Origin of the sequence: Rhodococcus jostii RHA1 (assembly GCF_000014565.1) — a bacterium.
Classification (GTDB): Bacteria; Actinomycetota; Actinomycetes; order Mycobacteriales; family Mycobacteriaceae; genus Rhodococcus_F; species Rhodococcus_F jostii_A.
The window spans coordinates 894,931-914,018 of the sequence record NC_008269.1; the positions used below are offsets into that span (position 1 = coordinate 894,931).

The 19,088-nt window shown below is 59.5% G+C and carries 15 protein-coding genes; 5 read left to right on the forward strand and 10 right to left on the reverse strand.

Going from position 1 to position 19,088, the window contains the following annotated elements; all coding sequences use genetic code 11:
- Window positions 1-57: 57 nt before the first annotated feature.
- On the reverse strand, window positions 58-516 hold the full coding sequence (locus RHA1_RS45040) for a sigma-54-dependent transcriptional regulator family protein (protein ID WP_193384956.1): 459 nt from the start codon (window positions 514-516) through the stop codon (window positions 58-60).
- A gap of 331 nt (window positions 517-847) precedes the next feature.
- Complete coding sequence (locus RHA1_RS53055; protein ID WP_337505339.1) at window positions 848-1,441, reverse strand: WhiB family transcriptional regulator; 594 nt, start codon at window positions 1,439-1,441, stop codon at window positions 848-850.
- A 318-nt stretch (window positions 1,442-1,759) separates the two neighbouring features.
- Between RHA1_RS53055 and RHA1_RS39800 the strand changes: the two genes are divergently transcribed.
- Window positions 1,760-2,956, forward strand: coding sequence for an NAD(P)-dependent malic enzyme (locus RHA1_RS39800; RefSeq protein WP_011599650.1), 1,197 nt, complete (start codon window positions 1,760-1,762; stop codon window positions 2,954-2,956).
- Between the two features lie 1,860 nt (window positions 2,957-4,816).
- On the opposite strand, the gene RHA1_RS39810 is transcribed toward RHA1_RS39800, so the two are convergent.
- From RHA1_RS39810 to RHA1_RS39845, 8 genes are all read right to left on the reverse strand, one after another.
- Window positions 4,817-5,341, reverse strand: coding sequence for a hypothetical protein (locus RHA1_RS39810; protein WP_011599652.1), 525 nt, complete (start codon window positions 5,339-5,341; stop codon window positions 4,817-4,819).
- A gap of 55 nt (window positions 5,342-5,396) precedes the next feature.
- Window positions 5,397-6,044, reverse strand: a complete 648-nt coding sequence (locus tag RHA1_RS39815) for a hypothetical protein (RefSeq protein WP_011599653.1) — start codon at window positions 6,042-6,044, stop codon at window positions 5,397-5,399.
- On the reverse strand, window positions 6,044-6,748 hold the full coding sequence (locus tag RHA1_RS39820) for a hypothetical protein (protein ID WP_011599654.1): 705 nt from the start codon (window positions 6,746-6,748) through the stop codon (window positions 6,044-6,046). Before RHA1_RS39820 ends, RHA1_RS39815 begins: the two co-directional genes overlap by 1 nt.
- 51 nt (window positions 6,749-6,799) lie before the next feature.
- Entirely contained in the window at window positions 6,800-7,333 is a 534-nt protein-coding gene (locus RHA1_RS39825; protein ID WP_011599655.1) for a hypothetical protein, read from the reverse strand.
- A gap of 9 nt (window positions 7,334-7,342) precedes the next feature.
- Window positions 7,343-7,996: an Mce/MlaD family protein gene (locus RHA1_RS39830; RefSeq protein ID WP_050787589.1), complete on the reverse strand. Its 654-nt coding sequence runs from the start codon at window positions 7,994-7,996 to the stop codon at window positions 7,343-7,345.
- On the reverse strand, window positions 7,993-8,448 hold the full coding sequence (locus tag RHA1_RS39835; RefSeq protein WP_011599657.1) for a hypothetical protein: 456 nt from the start codon (window positions 8,446-8,448) through the stop codon (window positions 7,993-7,995). Before RHA1_RS39835 ends, RHA1_RS39830 begins: the two co-directional genes overlap by 4 nt.
- A gap of 100 nt (window positions 8,449-8,548) precedes the next feature.
- Window positions 8,549-8,962 (reverse strand): hypothetical protein, encoded by a 414-nt coding sequence (locus RHA1_RS39840; protein ID WP_011599658.1) that lies wholly within the window; start codon window positions 8,960-8,962, stop codon window positions 8,549-8,551.
- A gap of 734 nt (window positions 8,963-9,696) precedes the next feature.
- Window positions 9,697-10,902, reverse strand: a complete 1,206-nt coding sequence (locus RHA1_RS39845) for an NAD(P)/FAD-dependent oxidoreductase (protein ID WP_050787590.1) — start codon at window positions 10,900-10,902, stop codon at window positions 9,697-9,699.
- Window positions 10,903-12,840: 1,938 nt separating this feature from the next.
- Between RHA1_RS39845 and RHA1_RS39855 the strand changes: the two genes are divergently transcribed.
- The 4 genes from RHA1_RS39855 to RHA1_RS39870 all read left to right on the forward strand — a co-directional run bounded on the left by RHA1_RS39855 (window position 12,841) and on the right by RHA1_RS39870 (window position 18,672).
- Entirely contained in the window at window positions 12,841-13,371 is a 531-nt protein-coding gene (locus RHA1_RS39855; protein WP_011599636.1) for an OsmC family protein, read from the forward strand.
- Window positions 13,372-13,759: 388 nt separating this feature from the next.
- A complete protein-coding gene (locus RHA1_RS39860; RefSeq protein ID WP_011599663.1) occupies window positions 13,760-15,208 on the forward strand; it encodes an MFS transporter in 1,449 nt (482 codons plus the stop codon).
- Between the two features lie 678 nt (window positions 15,209-15,886).
- The gene (locus RHA1_RS39865; RefSeq protein WP_050787632.1) at window positions 15,887-16,669 is read left to right on the forward strand and encodes an enoyl-CoA hydratase; all 783 of its coding nucleotides are present in this window, start codon (window positions 15,887-15,889) and stop codon (window positions 16,667-16,669) included.
- 503 nt (window positions 16,670-17,172) lie between these two features.
- On the forward strand, window positions 17,173-18,672 hold the full coding sequence (locus RHA1_RS39870; protein WP_011599666.1) for a long-chain-fatty-acid--CoA ligase: 1,500 nt from the start codon (window positions 17,173-17,175) through the stop codon (window positions 18,670-18,672).
- The last annotated feature ends 416 nt before the right edge of the window (window positions 18,673-19,088 follow it).

Genomic DNA, 19,088 nt, shown 5'->3' on the forward strand with positions numbered 1-19,088 from the left:
CAGCAGTATCGCCGCGTGTCTGCGGGACAGTTGTATGCGTTGGGGCCCTAGTGGCTGTCAAATCGGGGGAGGGTGCGTCAGTCGCAGTCGCAGTCGCAGTCGCAGTTCGGATTCGGCGGCAGCGACGGTTTCGCGAACAAGCGACAGCACCTCTGGTTCGGCGACTCGTGGTCCTCCCGAGATGTCAATGGATCCGATGGTCATCCCTGTTGAAGGGTCATGAACAGGGGCGGCCGCGCAACTCCAATCATGCGCGGCGCGGCTGTAATGCTCGGCGCCGAAGATTTGCACATAGTGATCGAGCGCAAGTGACGTTCCGGGCGCATTGGTGCCCGCGTTGTCTTCACTCCAGTTCGTGCCCTCCGCGAAGTTCATCTGGAAAGCCCGGGCCTTCGCCGCAGGGTCTCCTTCCACCCATTGAAGTTGGCCTTTTTCGTCGGATATCGCGACAAGAACTCCAGTGTCGGCAGCATCGTCGACCAGTCGTTTGTGGACCACCGGCCGCACGAGAGCCATCGGGTGCATCGACCGGTAGGCGGAAACTCGGAGAGGGGCATATCGACAGTGCGTGCGGGCTCGCCTGGACCGACACCGTTGCGACGACTCGCCGTCACGAATCGAGAACGACCTGGGCGCACACTGCCTGCGATCGAAGATTGTTCGACGTGGAGATCTGCGCGTCTCTCTACCAGGATGCGGTGTGCCGTGGACAGGGCCCGTGCGAGCGCAGTGGTGTCCTCGCCCGGACGCAGAGCAACGTTAGGATTACGCTGTTCATTTGACTGCTCAGTTCGGCTTTCATCGTGAGGTGGTGAATTCGACTATTACGCGCAGAGACTCGTGGAACCTATGCTGGTGCCGACTCGATTCGAACATCGTCGGTTTCGGCCCGTCCGCCCGTTCCAGGGGCGAGATGTGGTGCCGAGCGTCCTTGCGTGGTGGCAGTCCGAATTTGATCGACGTGCGGGGTCGTCGTGGAACTGGCGCTACGCCACCCTGGCGGTTTATGCCGAGGCAAGATTCGTAGTCGCGCTACTGGGCTACTTCGCTGTAACCGCCTTGGCACAGGCTCGAAGTAGCGGCGTTCCGACTCAGACGTACCACCCCAAACTCCGTAGGTCTCATTTGCTTCTAAAGCGTGATTTCTGCAGTCGCGCTGAACGGGGCAGCGTCGGCATACCGCCTTCGCCAGTCGTTCGAGCGATTTGCGAGTAGTTCGGCTCACTCCGTCGTCAGGAAAGAAGAGTCGAGCGTCCATCGAGCGGCATTGTGCCTGAAGCTGCCAGTCCCACACCGAAGTCAACGGGCGCAACTCGAAACCTTGTCCGTCTTGAAAGGTCATCGGTTCCTCCTTCTGTTGGCTGAGTGCGGCGGCGTGGGCGCCCCCGGATTTTTGCGGGTCTCGGCAGGCGCCGGACCCTTTGGAATCAGACTCGGGCATGCCTCACGTGTTTCGCCGCGAAGTACCGGAGACGTGGGCGGCCTTCGCCGCAAATTAAATGTCTGGTCATTGTGCGAAAACATGTCCGTACATTACTATCCCCGATATCGCCTGACAACGGTGAGCAAGCGAACGCAGATGCACCGCAAGAATCCGATCCGGGTCGCAACCCCTCTCAAGATATGGAAGGGCAACCGGGCTGTCCTCCACTGCGCTACTTGCTATGCACGGTCCTCTGACTTGGTGTGACGGTGTGGAGCAACCCATAAGCCGACGAGTTGCGGCCTCAAACCGCTCAATAGCGTAGGAGTGTCCATCGTGTCCATCGTCTCCGAATTCACCACACCGCAGAAGGTCGAGCTGACCGACGAGGAGATCTTCGCCGGACATCTCGGGGGCAAGTTGTCCGTCGAACTGACCGCCCGGCTCGATACCCAGCGGGATCTGTCCATTGCCTACACGCCCGGCGTCGCGCAGGTCTCCCGCGCGATCCATGTAGACGAGACCCTTGCCGATCGTTACACCTGGACCAGCCGCCTGGTGGTCGTCGTCTCCGACGGCTCCGCGGTACTCGGCCTCGGGGACATCGGCCCGCGTGCCTCGCTTCCCGTGATGGAGGGCAAGTCCGCCCTGTTCAAGAACTTCGCGGGCCTGAACTCGATCCCGCTGGTCCTCGACACCAAGGACCCCGACGAGATCGTCGAAACCCTGATCCGGCTGCGCCCGAGCTTCGGTGCGGTCAACTTGGAGGACATCTCCGCGCCGCGCTGCTTCGAGATCGAAAAGCGGGTCATCGAGGCCCTGGACTGCCCGGTCATGCACGACGACCAGCACGGCACCGCCATCGTCGTCCTGGCCGCGCTCAAGGGTGCGGTCACCGTCCAGGACCGCGACATCCATCAGTTGCGGGTGGTCATCTCCGGTGCCGGCGCCGCCGGTGTGGCCTGCGCGAACATTCTGCTCGCCGCGGGGATCGCCGATGTGACGGTGCTCGATTCGAAGGGCATCGTCTCCAAGGATCGCCAGGACCTGAACGAGGTCAAGGTGGATCTGGCCGCGCGCACCAACCCGGCCGGCCGCCGCGGCGGCATCGTCGAAGCCCTTGACGGGGCGGATGTGTTCCTCGGGGTGTCCGCGGGCACCGTGCCGGAGGAGCTGATCGCGACGATGGCGGAGGGTTCGATCGTGTTCGCGTTGTCGAACCCGGACCCGGAGATCCACCCCGACATCGCCCGTAAGCACGCGGCGATCGTCGCCACCGGACGCTCGGATTTCCCGAACCAGATCAACAACGTGCTCGCCTTCCCCGGGGTGTTCCGGGGTGCGCTCGATGCCGGTGCCCGCCGGATCACCGAAGGTATGAAGCTCGCCGCCGCCGAGGCAATCCTCTCGGTCGTCGGTGACGAGCTGGCTGTGGACAAGATCGTTCCCAGCCCGCTCGATCCTCGCGTCGCTCCCGCTGTCGCGGAGGCAGTCGCCGCCGCTGCTCGCGCAGAAGGCGTCACAGACCGTTAGTCGTTGGGTGATCTGGGGGTGTAGCCGTGTGTGGCTTGCGAACTGAGGGTTGCAAAGAAGTCCGAGCTGTAGCCGAATCCGTTGAGTTACGCTCGGTCACCTCGGGAACAGGCCTGGATTCGGATCGTCGATCCGACTCGCCAACCACCGACAACATCGATACTTGCAAGATGGGGGAGTAGGACCCGCACACCGTCTTCAGCGCACCCGGAGAGTCCTCACCCGACCTTGTCGATACAAGTCTGTGACACGCCAAGCGGCATTACGGAAATTGCGCCAGATCCACTTGCGCATCGCCACGGACAACAGGACCGGTACTGCTCGGGGGCGAGAGCCGCATAGTGCAATGGTTGTCAATGTCACCATCGACGACTTCTAGCGGGGTGGGGTCGGCTCTGGTAATCGTCAGCAGTAATCCGGAAACGGCACCACGATCAAAGGCCCCAAGGCGGAGCTACTGAGGCAGACAGCCCACCAACTACACGGAGCCGAACGCGACTCGTCACGAAATCGACTAGTTGTTCAGCGAATTCACCGGAATGGCCTCGCTCAAGTGCCGCGGGTATGAAGGGCAGGCGAAGTTGGCGATCCGATTCTGGCCCGGCCGTTCGATGGCTTCGAGATCATTGCGGCCGGCGTCGCGGACTCATAGAGGCGAACTACAGGTTCGCCTGCTAACGACCGATGCCAGCTGTCTTCAGATCTCCAGTGGCGCCTCGACCTCAGAAGTGCCTCGGGCGACCAGGCGCTGTTGCGCCGGTGTGTAACTCCCACAGCCGGGTTCTCGCCGTGGTGGTAGACCCGGCGAGTGCAACTTGGTCACGCGGAACGGAGCCCATCAGCGAAACTCGCTGCTTCCCGCGATCAAACAATCCTGTGCCAGATTTCATGGGTGGGCTGCGGTCTCGGTAGTCGCGGGTGACCCGTATTGGAACGCGAGTGAACGGGGCTTTCTTTCAGCGCACGCAGCCAACTTCTCCGAGCAGTACGCCAGCAGGTAGCGTTTGGCCGCAAAGTCGAGTTGAGCGCGACTCTCAACGATCGTAAGAACTCGACGATAGAAGGCTTCTGGTGTCAATCCGAACTCCGGCAAGATGTGCTCGTCCCCACCGCCGTAAGTGCACCACCGTATGACGTGGTCCAGCAGAGCCTGGTCGAAGGTATCCATATGCGTCTCCGTCGCTACTTCGTGCATTTTGTAAGCGGGTTCTACCCGGCAGCCGGGCAGTGTGGGCTCGAGTTCATGAGGGGTTTGCCCAGGCTGTGTATTCGTTGTAAGGGGTGCGGTGTAGTGAATATCCGTGGAGGATTCCGACGAGGCGGTTACCCAGTGCCCTGCGGTTACCCACGGCCCTGATTGGTTGGTAATGAAGGGTGTCGAACGCGTCCAATATTGTGGGGTCGTACTCGCACAGCGAGGAGCGGCGTTGGTATGAGGGCTACGCCCACCAGATCCGGTTCTGGTGGGCGGTATCGGGAACTTTGATCGCTTTGACTTGTTCGGAGTCGGCAGCGAACGGGCGATTCTGGTCAGGTAGCGGGCCGAGGGACGAGTGGCCAACATCTCGGGCTGTCCCCGGATACCGGCCGACCTTCGGGTGGTAACCCGCCCGCCAACCGGAAGACTGTCGCCATATATCAGGTGCACATCGGGATGGGTCCTCGGCGCAGGTGTCTCCGATGAAGATCATCGAAATCTCCTCCGCGAGTGCGAATGCGGTAGGTCGAGCCCCCGGGGTGCCCGGCGGCGACCCAATGGATCCCGCCTGGCAAGTAGCTCAGGGACCAGTGTTCTCCGAGACTACCAAGACTCCTCGCAGATCCACCGATCGACTGCGATCAGGGTCGGCGTTGTCATTGTCAGTTGCCGATCACCGGCAACAACAGTGAGATCCGCATTTTCGAGTCGATCAACTGCCCGAGCGAGAGGGACTGGTCCAGCAGCGGAGCGAGTGCCTGGACTTTCGCATTGGCGTCCGCGAGGGTATACACGACATGCTCTGCTGGAACCGCTGCGGCATTTGCCTGTTCGGCTGCAGACGCGCCAGCATCGATGATTCCGACGAGCGGGGCGTCTGCCGATTTCAGTGCCTCGCTGAGTTCTTGCAGTTGTGTGCCGAGATCGCCGAGGGTGTGGTCGGCTTGCGTCAGCGAGTCGAGGACGCCCACTACCTGCGGGAACCCCGTGTTGATGGCGTCATTCGCCGGCGGCAGCTCCTTCGCCCCGGCGAGTGCGTCGTCGGTGGTTCGATCCACCGTTTGGGCCTGCACGACACCATCTTTGAAGATGTCATTGGTTCCGCTCAGGTCTCGTGTGACGATCAAAATGCCACACATGAGTGCAATGGTGAAGGCGAGGGCGATCGCCCAGGAGAGCCGAAACATTTTTGTGTTCTGCCTTTCACTCGTTTTGTGATCAGGGTCTGACCACTTCCGAGCGTTACGGGTTCGAGGTGGGCGGGATGCCGATTGGGGGAAGGTTCAACGAGTTGACCGGCGGACCGATAACGGCCAGAAGTGGCCCGAACTCTTGAACGTGCCGAGCCTCTTCCTCGATATTCGACAAAGTCGCGGCAATCGCGGATGCTTTCGGCCCGAGGACACCGAGGGAGCCTTCGATCGTGGTCAGCCCCTGATTTACCGCCTCCAATTGGGTAGTGACCGAGCCGACTGCCGACGACAGTCCCGCGACCGTAGGACTCGCTTGGTTGGCACGCCCCGTTACATTCGCAACGAGGTCGGGGAGCGGCGCCGCGATCGTGCTGACACCACCGGTGGAGGAATTGAGTGTCTTCGTTTGCCCCGACAGCTCACCCGCCTTCTCTGTGAGGCTCTCCAGGTCGGTTGCCAGAGGATTCAAGGCCTGGATGTCCGAGGCCAACTGTGCATGCTTGGGCACCAAAATGGAGGTCAGAGTATCGAACTGGCCAGCGGAGTCGATGACCTCGAGGCTGAGCTGAGACGGTCGGCCGAGCGGATCGATTACGTCGTCGACTCCGGGAACGAATCCGTTGACTGCGCAGAGGAGCGCTGCTGGGGCCACTCCCAGTGCCAGTACTACTCCGAACCAGGCCTTTTTGGTGACCATCAGTTTTCTCCAGGTGCAGGAATGAAGGCCCCCTGCTCGGGGACCAGCGTCAGTTTGTTCGTCGTTCGTGTCAGTTGCGCGTTGAGTTGGTTGACGAGATCGATTGCCGCCGTGAGCTCGTTGTTCACCTCGGAAACGGTGGCATCTGCGTCCGCGGAGATACGGTGCAGCGAGGTAGCGGAGTCCTGCATGGTGTTGGCGACAGTCTCGAGCTGCCCCGCGATCGCAGTATCGCCCTGGCCGGCAGCAAGCAACGCACGGGCATCCGGCAGCAGGGCCGCCAAATGGTCGACGTCGGTTGCGGTAGCCGAATTGAGCTGCGCCAGCACAACCGCCAATTCATCGAGCTGCTGTCGTGCCTTCGCCGGAGCTGTCAGGTCGGTTCGTTCGGCGAAGTATTCATTGGTGATCCGGAAGTTGTCTACGACGGTGCGCGCGCTGTCCTGCACGAGCTTGCCTTTGTGGATGGCCATCAGCACGAAAGCGAATAGGACTACGGCCACCACCGCGGCAAGGCGACCCATCCATTCGGTCACGATAGCGAACCCAGGGGAGCCAGGTGCCACGGTATCCGGTACATCCGGTCGTTGAGGCAATATGCCTTTTCGGTATGGCAGCGCCGATGTGGGAACATCGAATCGCTGAAGTCCGGCCAGGCCACGGTGGGGGCTCGCACCTGGCGATAGTTCGTTGCCCTGCTGCATGTCAAATCCAGTCTGGAGGGGGGATACAAGTCGGTCGGAAGTGGGGATCGATCAGCCGGGGAGCGGAAGCATCTGGTTGATGGTTTGTGCAGCCGCTACCGAACCTCGCAGGTCGCTGACCAGTCCTTGAACGATGACAAGCAGTTGCCGGCCTTGATCGCCGAATGCTTCGGCCGAGACCACGAGGGGCAGAACGGTGTTCTGCACTTCACCAAGGATGCCCTGAATGTTGACCAGCTGGTCGTTGGTCAGCTCGGCACCGTCGGTGGTGCTGGCCAGCATCTGAGCGGCTGGCGTCAGGGCCTCGTCCAACTTGGTCAGAATCGGCCCAAGCGCCGTGGTGGCGTCGAGCGCGGTCTGAGCGGTATGGGTGAGCTCGGTCAACTGCTGCAATCGGCTGGTGAGTCGGTCATTGACATCGACGATCCCTTGAGAGACTTCGATGCTCGTTTCATTGACACGTCGCTGGTTGTCGAGTCGAACGTTCATGTTGAACACGACGAAAGCGAGCAGGCTGAGGACGCCCACCGCGACGATCGACAGAACCATCCGTGCGGGCCCACCGCGGCGTCCGAAGAAAATCACTGGCTTCTCCTACTTTCCAGATAGATCATTAGCGGACTCTTCCGCCGACAGACGGGCGCTGTGGACCTTCTCTGCGGTGGAGCGTGCATCGGCAAGGACCGAGTCCAGGGTGGCGCTGTTACCCGCAATGGCTTCAGTGGCACCGTCAACGGGTGCCTGAAGTGAGTTGATATGCACGGTCAGAGTGTTGAGCGACGTGACGAGATCGCTCACGTTTGCGCCGGCGAGATCAAGGGTTGTCTGCATGTCATCGCTGATCTGAGCGACCAGTGTGTTGAGTTCAGCGGTTACGGTGGCATCGGTGGTCAAAACACTATCGAGTGATGCGTTCATCGTGTCCAGTGAGTCGAAGGCAGCTAGTGTGACCTTCTCGTGCTCGACGATCTGGGCGAGTGCGGGATTGTAGTTGTCCGCGGACACCACCGTTTGGTCCAGCCGGTACGGCGTTGCAGTCAGATCGTAAATGCGGGGGTACAGGTAGAACGCGCTGATGGGAATCAGTGCAAGTACCACCAAGCCGCGAGCAATGTTGGTACTCATCGCCGTCCGTGATGGTTCCACCCCTGCCTCACTCCCGTCGTAAAGATCTGGCAGATTGAAGGGGGCAGTGCGATCGTCGAGGGAGTGATTGGCTGGGCGGTCGCGGCCCGAGACCGCAGTCATGATCCGACAACCGAAACCAGCGCGATCGTCCGCAGGACTGTCACGGTATGGGTCAGTAAGCCTTTGACTACAAGTTTGCGCTTGAAAATCGCGCCGACAACAGACATTCCCCGCTTGGTGAAGAAGCCCACCGGAAGCAGTCCGCCGGCTTTCATCGGCAACTGCGAGACATCGATGATCTGGTCGACGGTGGCGATTACAGTGACACTCGGCCTTCCGACGATGTCGTTGTAGACGATGGCTTCATCGGATCCGAAGATGATCGTGCACGCACTCTCGGTGTCCGTGCTGTAGACCGTTACAGGCCGTGAGATTTTCCGTGCAAATTTCACTCGGGATGGGTATTTCTCAAGATTCTGCCCGAGAAGCATCCCAAGGATACCGGCGACGCCGTTGGCGTCTTGTCCGTCATACATACTGACGGCATAACTGCCGCGCTCAACGGTTGTCATGGTATTGACCTTTCAAGAAGGGGGTTTCGGTGTGCGGATCGATCCCAGGCGGGACTCGCCGGTTGGGGGAGGAAGGCGAGTCCCGCACGCGAGATAGGTACTACACGTCCCAGTCGGTGGGGATCTCACCCCAGGTGCGCAGAAAGACGTTGAGTGCTGCGGCGTTCTCGATTGCCCCGGACACCGGACCCTTGGCGAGCTTGATCTGGCCCGTCATCAGCAGCTTTTCCCCTGCAACGTCACCGGCGGCGGCAGTCTGCCAGGTCTCGAGGCTGCCGTTGACGACCATCCACAGTTCACTCTCGTCGAATGTGCGCGGCGTCCACGAGACGATCTTGCCTTCCTTCGACTCGAGGTGGCTTGCCACGCCGTCACGGCCGAGCACACCAAACTCCATCTTGTTGGTGAACGTCAACGGATCCTTCAATCCCGCACGGAAGGCTTCGTTTGCGTTGACCGCCTCGATTGCTGCATCGCACCACTCCCGCGAGAAGAACTTCAGCTTGTTGGTCATGTGATCAATCTCCTTTTCCTATTCGCCAGCAGCATGTTTGAGCTGACTACACTGTGTGGGGGAGGCGCCGCGCCTCTGAGGTTTAGGGGCGGCGGATCGGCGGAGGAACCTTGTCCGGCTGGGCGGCTGCCGGGGCTCTCTCTGGTGCCGGTCAGAGACACCCGGAGCTTCGATCGGCAGGTCGATGCACTGTCGATGCGACCAAACCGGGATGCTTACCAACCGCGGGAATTCTTTCATGTTTTGCGGGATTTGAATACCAACTCCCGCAAATAAGAGGGTATTTCGCAATTCTTTATCGATTGCGCCGATGCCCGCGAGAGTTCCATTTCCTCGGTACCTCTGTTGTGTCTGGCCGGTGCGGGAGTTGCGCACAGCGATAGACAGCTACGCCATCCTGACGTCGAAGTCCTAGCAACGCACCGTGGTTGGTGCGTGTTTCACTTCTGTTCCGGAGATCGTGGCTCGCTTTTGTGGGGAGCGTGGTCCGGGCTACGCAGGGCTGGCTATCAGCCGCGGTACCCTGGGATTTATGGAGATGCTCCAGTGACGAGTCGTGTCGGATGCTGCAGTCGTGTCACTGGAGTAGCGGCACTCCTCGCAATCTGCGCCGCGGCTGGAACGTTGGTACGTCGATCCCTGTACCAACTGTCGGCATGAGGGGCTTCTGTCAGGGGTGTGCTGGCGCGCGGCAGAGGTCGAGGTCTGCTCGAAGAAGCCCCTCATGCCGACGTTCAGGCACGTCCTTTTAGCATGAGGTTCCAGTACAGGAAGGGAAGCCCGTATCGTTTCAAGTACCACATGTCCCGGCGAGACTTTGTGGTGTCGATGAGAGGGATAGAGGGTGTGTGCTGGGCAGAGTAGTCAAACTCGGCCAGTAGCATCGTGTTTCGAGATGTGGTCAATGGGCATGACCCGTATCCGTTGTATGCCGCGGTGAGAGGCCGGCCGCTGACTGTCGCGAGAAGATTATCGACGACCACGGGTGCTTGCTTGCGAACGGCGGCACCGGTTTTGGAGTTCGGCGTGGACCCTGCGTCGCCGAGAGCGAAGATGTCGGGGAAACGATTGTGCTGAAGGGTGTGCTTGTCGACGTCCACCCATCCGGCAGGGTTGTCGGGGAGAGCGAGTGGAGACTTCTTGATGAAATCGGGTGCCGATTGGGGTGCGACGACATGGAGTAGGTCGTACTTGATCGTGTCGGTGGTCTTGGTGGTGGTGTCGATGATGGACACTTCGCGTCCGTCAGGGTCCACTTCGGCTAGCTCGCTGCTCAGGTGAACTTCAATCCCGTAGTCCTTGGCGACGCGGTCGAGTTCCTCAGAGAATGCTTTGATTCCGAACATCGCCGGAGTCGGAAGGACGAGTACGATGCGGATGTCGTCGAGAAGTCCCTGCTTACGCCAGTAGTCGGCTGCAAGGTACGCGATCTTCTGCGGTGCGCCGGCGCATTTCATCGGCCCGGCCGGCATAGTAAATACTGCCGTGCCCGAACGAAGGTTCCGAATGAGCTCCCAGGACTTCGGAGCGAGTTCGCGGGCGTAGTTACTCGAGGCGAACGGTGTTGAAACCGCATCGGCAACGCCCGGAATTGCATCCCAGTCGGTCTGGATGCCTGGACAGACCACGAGTCGATCGTAGCCGATGGTTGTGCCGTCATCGACGGTGATCTGTCTCTGCACAGGGTCGATTTCTTCAGCCGCGCTCCGGAGCCAAGTCACCCCTCTGGGCATTACCGACGCCTGCGGCCGGCCACTCTCGTCCATGCTGGCGCGGCCGCCGCCGACGAGGGTCCACAGCGGTTGGTAGTAGTGCGTGACTGCAGGGTCGACGACGCATACATCCTTTACGCCCTTCCGGCGTAGCCGGGACGCGACACTGATTCCGGCGCTTCCGCCGCCCAGGATGACGATTCCATGATGTGCGGTATTCGAGGCCATACGAAGCTGCCCAGTCCTTTCCATCGACCGTTAAATGTCCGGTCATTGCGGAATGTAGTGTCCGTACATTATCCTTCACCATGGATGATCACAAGGGGCAATACGGCGAGGTCGAGTGCCACCGTCCGGTCTGTGGTCATGAGGATCGGAGGGTGTGAGGAGGCGAGCGATCGCATCGCTGCGATGCGGCCGGAAGAGACAGGACGGTTACTCAGATCCGTGGCGCCCAACCGCGTATACGAGGCCATATGAACCCCTGTCGACCCCTCCGGTGACGATGGGCGGCGGCCCGCTCAGCTAGCACGAGTGTTGCGGCGCGCCCTAATCGTTGCGGCGATCGAACGAAGGTCGACGACCGGAAGTTGTTCGGGTGGAAAGGGACGGCAAATATGAGTCGAGGTTCGGATGTGGTGATCGCGTGGTTAAGTATGTTGGCCAGGCCGTGCACGTGCGCACGGTCGTTGCTCATCCGAGTTGCCATCACTCGGGCCGAATTGCGGTCGCTTGCCTTCCGTGCGTACGCGGCGGGTGCCTTCGATGATGATGAGGTCGATCTCGATATTCCGCTGACGAAGGTGGTTGATGGTTGGAAAGGCGATGACGACGTCCGGCACACAGCGGCAATGAGCTGGCGTCCTGGCATGGCGCACGTTTCCGACGTATCTGTTCCTTGACTAACTCCAAGATTGATACATCTGAACGCTTCGACGCGATGCGGATTCCAATGGGCAGTCCGCGGCGTGTGTGATGGTGTGACCGCACCACGCACGTGTGATGGGCAATATGGTTGCCTTGCAGTCATCTTGCGAGTCGTCAGCGTAGCGGCTGCGCTGCGTGTCTGGTAACTGGCGAAGACGAGGACTCGGCGGCACCCGGCAGGATGACCCGTGTGACTGATCGTTGATCCAGTCCGCAGCACTCACGATTCAGACGCCGCGATCGCGGAGCCTTTGCGACTAGATTGTGTTTGAAAGGGGTGGGGGCTGTTGGGGAAGGCGAATGCCGGACTCGACAAAGCTGGCGATTTCGCCGAAGAGGCCTTTTGTGCCCAATGGAATTGGTGACTTCGTCGCATCAGCGAACTTCTAAACGACTCTCCCGCGAGGAAACTACTGAGAGAATCAATGCACCAGTCGCTTCCATGTCCGACCGCGCATAGAACCCGCTATGCTCCGGTGTACCCCTTCGAGCCGGGCGGACCTTTGATCAAAGGGATTGGCGAGAACCCTTGGAATGCACCGTGAATCGCTCGTCGGTCTCCCCGCGTATCCGGTCCCTTCTCGATGCCCGCGGGTGTGGCGATATTGACGATACTGAGTTGAGCGTGCACGTCTCAACTCCCTGAGAACTTGACTGTAAAGCCGCTGCATCAACTGTGGGTAGCACAGGGTTGACGTCACGTTGCATAGCAACCGCCTGTCCATTGCCGGCCTTGAATTTTGTGTGAGGCTAGCTAACCCGCAAATGGGCTTGGGTCCGGCCGAGCGCTGAGTAGCAGCGGTTGGTGGCACAGCTAGAACGCTGGCGTGACGCGACCGAGTCGCTCGCGGAAGGCACACGCCGTGGATACGAGAACGACCGTGCATCAACAAGTTAGCGGACAAATGGGCTACGCATCGATTTCCTTCTCGGCTGACTGGTTTGTGAGCGGACGGCCGAATTGGGGGGCTTCGGGACGCGAACCATACGGATGCTCGTCGTGCATCGCGCGATACGGAAGCGCAGCGGATTTATTCGACACTCGATGCGCATTGTGACTGTGATCATGCGTCATGACAGAAGTGATGGTTGACACAGGCAGACCAGTCTGCCTACGCTTCGGGGGCCTCATCAAATTGCCGGAACTGGCCTCCACCTCCCTCTCGTGCTTGATGCACTCGAAGAAGCTGTGACACAGCGAAGGTGGAGAGGTTCATTCAATCCACGAACGGGACGCACATGACCGCAAATGCTGCACTTGCCACGACAATTCAGGCGGCCGTCGACCACGTCAAGCAGAATCCTTCTGCCGCAATGGCGACCTTCAAGGCAAAAGTTCTGCAGGACAAGGGGGTGCAATGCTCTGCGTTCGTGCGCAAGCATCCCGCGATCATCGTCGATGAGCCGGCGAGCCTTGGTGGCAACGACGCCGGCCCGAGCCCCGTGGAGTACCTGCTGGTGTCGTTGGGCGCCTGCCAGGAGATCCTGTACCAAATCACGGCGAGCATGATGGGGATCGAGCTGGATTCCGTCACCGTGTATCTCAAGGGGAATCTGGACGTCCGCGGGTTCATGGGAGAAGAAGGGATTCCGCCCGGCTATCAGCAGATCACCTTCGAAACCCGTATCGAGAGCCAGGCGGATGCCAAGGCGATCGAAGCGCTCGTCCACACCGTCGAGGCAAACTGTCCGACAATGGACACTATTCGGCGCCCTGTCGACGTCCATGGAAAGGCCTTCCTCAACGGCGAGCCGATCGTCACCGTCTGATCGTCCGCGCCAGGACCGGTGAATCTCGGTCCGCTTGAATGATTCTTTGCGGGTTACGGATACGGGCGAAACTCGATAGATCCAACAGCCTGAAACCCGCATTCGGCGAGATTGTCCCAGCAGGACGTGGCACATCCAAACGGATTGAGGGTGGTACGTACTGCCCCTTTGTTTTCCAGGGTTATGGACTAATCGAAACTCTTCACTCTATGATAGGCAGTGCGCCCTTCCGGTGATCGATATCACAATGGTGCTTTATGCTGGGCGCAATCCACTACGTCGATACATTCCGACGACATCTAGCGGCAATGTTATGTCAGAAGCTCGCAGAGCTCCGGCACTGACATGACTTCCACAACGCCTGACAACCCTTTTGAACGGAGAACGCATGTCTCGTTCCAATGCGCGACTACCGGGTGTGGAGACTGCACCGCAGTCACCCAACGCGTCTCAGGTTAAACAAAATACCTCGCTGACGCGGGTGGCCGCCGCCGCCTCGGTCGGTACGGCCATCGAGTGGTACGACTTCTTCATCTTCGGCACGGCCGCCGCCCTTGTGTTCCCCTATGTCTTCTTTACCGACCAAGATCCGGCGACGGCAATCCTGGCGTCGTTCGTGACGTTCGCGGTGGCATTCTTCGCCCGGCCTGTCGGCGCGGGGATCTTCGGGCATTTCGGCGACAAAATTGGGCGCAAGCGAACTCTGGTGTGGACGTTATTCATCATGGGTGCCTCCACTGTCCTGATTGGTCTGCTACCGGGCTACAGCACCGGTACCTTCGGGCTGTTCGGGAATGGAATCGGTCTCTGGGCGCCGATCTTGCTCGTGGCGATGCGCTTCTTCCAGGGTTTTGCGGTCGGAGGCGAGTGGGCAGGCGCAGCACTGCTTGCCGCCGAGTACGCTCCGCAGGGCAAACGCGGCATGATGACGATGTGGCCGCAGCTCGGCTGCGCCTTCGCCTTCTTACTCTCCTCGGGTACGTTCCTCGTCTTCTCGCTTATCGCCGGTGCCGGCGCTGCGCTTGACAGCCCATTCATACAGTACGGCTGGCGCATCCCGTTTCTACTCTCATCGGTGCTGGTCATCATCGGACTGTGGATTCGTCTCGCGGTCGAGGAGACCCCGGTCTTCCGTCAGGAGGAAAGGCGCATGGTGAAGGACTCAAAGCGCAACCTCCCTTTCCTGGACGTCCTCAAGCACCAGTGGAAGGAGATCCTCCTCGCCGGTGGCGCGCTGGCGTCACTGTTTTCCTTTTTCTACATGGGCACATCGTTCCTGACGAATTACGCCACAGGAAAACTCGGCCACGATCGCTCGTTCGTGCTCGCGACTGGCGGGGTCGCTGCCATCGTCTTCGGTGTCGCCATCGCAGCGTCAGCCATGTACTCCGACCGGATCGGGCGCCGCAAAGTTATCGGTACCTCCGTCACGCTGGCCATTGTCTGGTCACTGGCAATGTTCCCGATTCTCGACACGGGCTCGACGACGGCGTTCATCATCGTCCTGTTGGTCACACTGATCATCTTCGGCATCGCTTACGGTCCGGCTGGTGCGCTGCTGCCCGAGCTGTTCCAGGCCCGCTACCGGTACACCGGTGCCGGCTTGGGCTACGCCCTCGCCGGCATCCTCGGTGGCGCGCTTCCACCGTTAGCCGCTTCTCAGATGGTCGCAGCAGGAAATAGTTTCGGCGTCGGCATCATGCTCTCGCTCCTGTCGGCGGTATCGATGGCTTGTGTCCTCCTCCTCAAAGAGTCAAGTCGTAACAAGATGTATGTCGACATCGAGCCTGAGCGGGCTGACACCGGAAGTGCCTCGGCTGGCGCAGGCATCTCGTAACATGTGTCAGTGTGATACCGGGCAACGCGATCACCTGAGAAGCAGATCCGCTGGTAGACAGATACCAGGACATCATCACCACACGCTCGCCGTTTGGTGGTGTGCTCGATCATCTCCTGGGAAGGTGGGCATCGACCGTGATCACCGCGGCGATCAAGTTGAGAACGCCGACCTAATCCTGGCCCCTGAGTCGGGGGATCTCATTTGTCCTCACTGCCACGTCGACTGTCCGACGATGGCGCCACTCGAGTGATCTATCGCGGCCGGCAGGTGTCGCCGGTTCCCATCAGTCCATGGCTCTACGGACTACTGCTTCGCCTGCAGACGAGATCAACCGACGACCGCAACCGTGCTGAACAACAGTCGAACCAGATGCGTCTCACAGGCCAGATTGACGCCCGCCGAGCGGCTCGAGGAGACGGGGGAGGCTCGCTCGGATAATGACGTCAGGCAAGCTGGCAGTGTCGATCCGGCTGGGCCGTACGCTAGTTGTCCATTGGATAATTGCGGCGAATCATGTGGCACCCGCATGGCCGCGGCGGCGGCCAGCATGATCAAGCGAAGGCGCTGTAATGGTCGCTTGGAGACCGAAACCCATTCTGGTACAGGGGGTATCGACAATCAGAAATATTCGATTTACGATAGGTCAGAATGTCGTCCAGCGATGAAGGTCACAACATGAATATCTCGACAGTGCCTGTGGCAATTACTCTTTCCGATGGGGTGGGAGTTCTTACGCTCGATAACCCCGCGAAGAGGAATCCTCTCTCGGTTCCCGTGATGTCGTTGTTAAACGAAGCGTTACTGGATTTCGCGAGTAATCGCGAGGTGCGGGCGGTGGTTATTCGCGCCAACGGGCCGGTTTTCTCATCGGGCCACGATCTGAGCGAACTTGTTGACCGCACCCTCGAAGACGAGCGCGAGGTCTTCGGTGTCTGTACGACAATGATGGAGTCCATTCAGCAGATTCCACAGCCCGTTATCGCTGCGGTCAACGGCCCTGCTGTCGCAGCGGGTAGCCAGTTGGCTTCCTCGTGCGACCTCGTCGTCGCGTCTTCCAATGCCGTGTTCGGCACTCCCGGTGTCAAACTCGGCCTATTCTGCTCGACTCCTATGGTCGCGATCAGTCGCGCGATCGGAAGGAAGCGAATGATGCAGATGCTTTTGACCGGGGAAGTGATCGATGCGGCGACGGCGATGGATTGGGGCCTGGTCAATGAGGTGGTAGATCTAGATCGACTGGATGCGAGAGTGTTCGAACTCGCAGCGGCAATCGTCAAGGCGAGTCCGCTGACGCTCAGGGTTGGTAAACAGGCATTCTACCGGCAGATTGAGCTTCCTCAATCGGAGGCGTATGCGGAGATGGCGGAAGTGATGTCAACGAACGCAATGACCTGCGACGCGCAAGAAGGTATCGAGGCGTTCCTTGCCAAGCGTACCCCGACGTGGACTGGACAGTAATGCTGCTTTTGGATCCGCCTAACGTTACGGTCGTCGCTGTCGAGGCGGCAGGGAAGACGCGCTGCGCGTAGGTTTTCAGGATTCATCCGATAGTGAGATCACTTCGAGCGGAAGCTGGCTACTCCTGGAGCGGCAGGTGCTTTAAGTCTGCAGATGCTCACGTGCGCAGCCTTTAGCAGTATAAGTATCGGCGGTGCGATTACGCTCCCGTGTCTTCTCGGTGACTATACCTCGGTGTAAGCTCTGCATGGACGTCGTGGGGTCCTATCGCCAGCGCAAGGTATTGCGCGCTATGCGCTTCACTAGTTCACTCTCGCCGGCACCGACACTGTGTTGAGCCCCACAATCAACTTCTGCATACCGCTTCCAGCACTGCGTCGATTCCGCAATCGACCGACGCGTTGTGGGTGGGTCGTTCCGGGTGCTGCAGGCGACAGGAGCTTGCTTGGCAACAGCCCAAACCTAGTGACACGTACTATGTCCATTCCCAAAGGGGTACAGTTATGAATCTGGCAGCGAACCTGCACCGTTCTGCCCGGCTCCACCCGGACCGCACAGCACTGTCCTGCGGTGACCGAACCATCAGCTATACGGAATTCCTTCAACTGTCACAAAGGATTGCAGGAGTGATCAGGGCTAGTGGGGTTAGACCTGACACAACGATTGGACTTGTGTCCAGCAACGTGCCTGCCTTCCCTGTCGTCTTTTACGGTGCGCTTTTGGCGGGTTGCAGCGTGGTTCCACTTAGTCCTCAATTGACGGCAAGAGAGTTAATATACTTCTTCGAGGACTCTGATGCTCAGATGGTGCTTGCACACTCACCGGATGCTGACGCTGCGGACGCGGCGGCACGACAGATTGGTCTACCGTTACTCCGTGTAACGGGCGATGGTCTACCCGAGAGCTGGGTCCGCGATACGCAGCCAATTGAGGAAGCCGTACACCGATCCGGTGACGACACGGCAGTGATTCTCTATACCTCAGGTACTACGGGGCAACCTAAGGGTGCCATGCTTACGCACGATAATTTGAACACGAATGCGTGGACCATGTGCGAAACGATACTTGAATCGGATCAGCACGATGTCATGATCATATGCCTGCCACTATTCCATGTATTCGGCTTGTCGTGCGGAATCAATGCAGCGGTGGTTGCTGGTGCTGAATCCGCCTTGGTCCCGAAGTTTGACTCCAGTGTCGTTGCCGATCTCATTGGCTCCAAGGGAGCCACTCTCTTTGCGGGGGTCCCGACGATGTACAGTGCCATGCTCAATGATCCAGGCACTCATGAGCTGTCGAGTCTGAGAGTATGTCTCTCGGGAGGTGCGGCTCTTCCATTGGAGGTTCTTCACGGCTTCGAACGTCGATACGGAGCAACAATTTACGAAGGATACGGACTGTCTGAGACTTCACCGGCGGCAGTATTCAACAGGCCATCGATCGAACGTAGGGAAGGTTCTGTCGGATTGGCGGTGCGAGGGACCGATGTTCGCATCGTCGATTCGCAGGGAGTAGGAGTGGCTCACGGGGTTGTGGGCGAGATCGTGATTCGAGGCGAATGTGTGATGGCTGGATACTTCGGTCGGCCGGAGGCGACGGCGGAGGCCATTCCGGATGGATGGTTCCGCAGCGGTGATCTTGGCCGGATGGACGAGGACGGCTACCTGTACATAGTCGACCGGAAGAAGCAGATGATTATTCGCGGCGGATACAATGTTTATCCACGCCAGATCGAGGAAGTGCTATACGAGCATCCCGCGATTCGGGAAGTTGCGGTGATCGGACTCGAGCACTCCCGGTTGGGTGAGGAGATCGGAGCGGCAGTGGTGATCCGCGAGGGATTTGAATTCAGCCAGGCTGACGTGCAAGAATTTTGCAGGGAGCGGATCGCAGGATTTCAGCGCCCCCGGCATATCTGGGAAGTACGCGAGCTCCCTAAGAACGCTGTGGGAAAAATCTTGCATCGAAGTATCCGACCACCGGTCGGTCTTACCGTCGAATGACAATTCGGCCAGATCATGGCCGGCTCGTCCGACGTAGTATGTGTCTCGGCTGGATGTAGCAATCTGTGTTGCACGTTGTAACGCGGGGTATATGAGTTGTCTCTCTGGTCGGATTCCAGCTGCCGTGGAGGTCATCCTGTGAACCGATGATTCCACGGTTCAACACTTGGCAGCCGGCGAGTCTGACGAACCTCTGAATACTGCAGAGTAGTTGGGCAGTAACGAATGACTCAATGCTCGCAGAGCGGTCAAGTGCACCCCTAGCATCCCGAATGCTGTTCTGTGGCCGAGAGACTGGGAACCGAGGACGAACAGCACCGGGGCGCATGTGCAGATTTCATCCTGATGAGTGGACCGTTCGACAGAACCGCTGGCGGGCCTCCGATAGTTGGACCACGTCGTTATAGAGTCGCGGT

Coding starts and splice junctions, on each gene's coding strand:
- RHA1_RS45040 (WP_193384956.1), bottom strand. CDS start 516: ATGGCTCTCGTGCGGCCGGTGGTCCACAAACGACTGGTCGACGATGCT.
- RHA1_RS53055 (WP_337505339.1), bottom strand. CDS start 1,441: ATGCCCGAGTCTGATTCCAAAGGGTCCGGCGCCTGCCGAGACCCGCAA.
- RHA1_RS39810 (WP_011599652.1), bottom strand. CDS start 5,341: ATGTTTCGGCTCTCCTGGGCGATCGCCCTCGCCTTCACCATTGCACTC.
- RHA1_RS39815 (WP_011599653.1), bottom strand. CDS start 6,044: ATGGTCACCAAAAAGGCCTGGTTCGGAGTAGTACTGGCACTGGGAGTG.
- RHA1_RS39820 (WP_011599654.1), bottom strand. CDS start 6,748: ATGCAGCAGGGCAACGAACTATCGCCAGGTGCGAGCCCCCACCGTGGC.
- RHA1_RS39830 (WP_050787589.1), bottom strand. CDS start 7,996: ATGACTGCGGTCTCGGGCCGCGACCGCCCAGCCAATCACTCCCTCGAC.
- RHA1_RS39835 (WP_011599657.1), bottom strand. CDS start 8,448: ATGACAACCGTTGAGCGCGGCAGTTATGCCGTCAGTATGTATGACGGA.
- RHA1_RS39840 (WP_011599658.1), bottom strand. CDS start 8,962: ATGACCAACAAGCTGAAGTTCTTCTCGCGGGAGTGGTGCGATGCAGCA.
- RHA1_RS39845 (WP_050787590.1), bottom strand. CDS start 10,902: ATGGCCTCGAATACCGCACATCATGGAATCGTCATCCTGGGCGGCGGA.
- RHA1_RS39855 (WP_011599636.1), top strand. CDS start 12,841: ATGACCGCAAATGCTGCACTTGCCACGACAATTCAGGCGGCCGTCGAC.
- RHA1_RS39860 (WP_011599663.1), top strand. CDS start 13,760: ATGTCTCGTTCCAATGCGCGACTACCGGGTGTGGAGACTGCACCGCAG.
- RHA1_RS39865 (WP_050787632.1), top strand. CDS start 15,887: ATGAATATCTCGACAGTGCCTGTGGCAATTACTCTTTCCGATGGGGTG.
- RHA1_RS39870 (WP_011599666.1), top strand. CDS start 17,173: ATGAATCTGGCAGCGAACCTGCACCGTTCTGCCCGGCTCCACCCGGAC.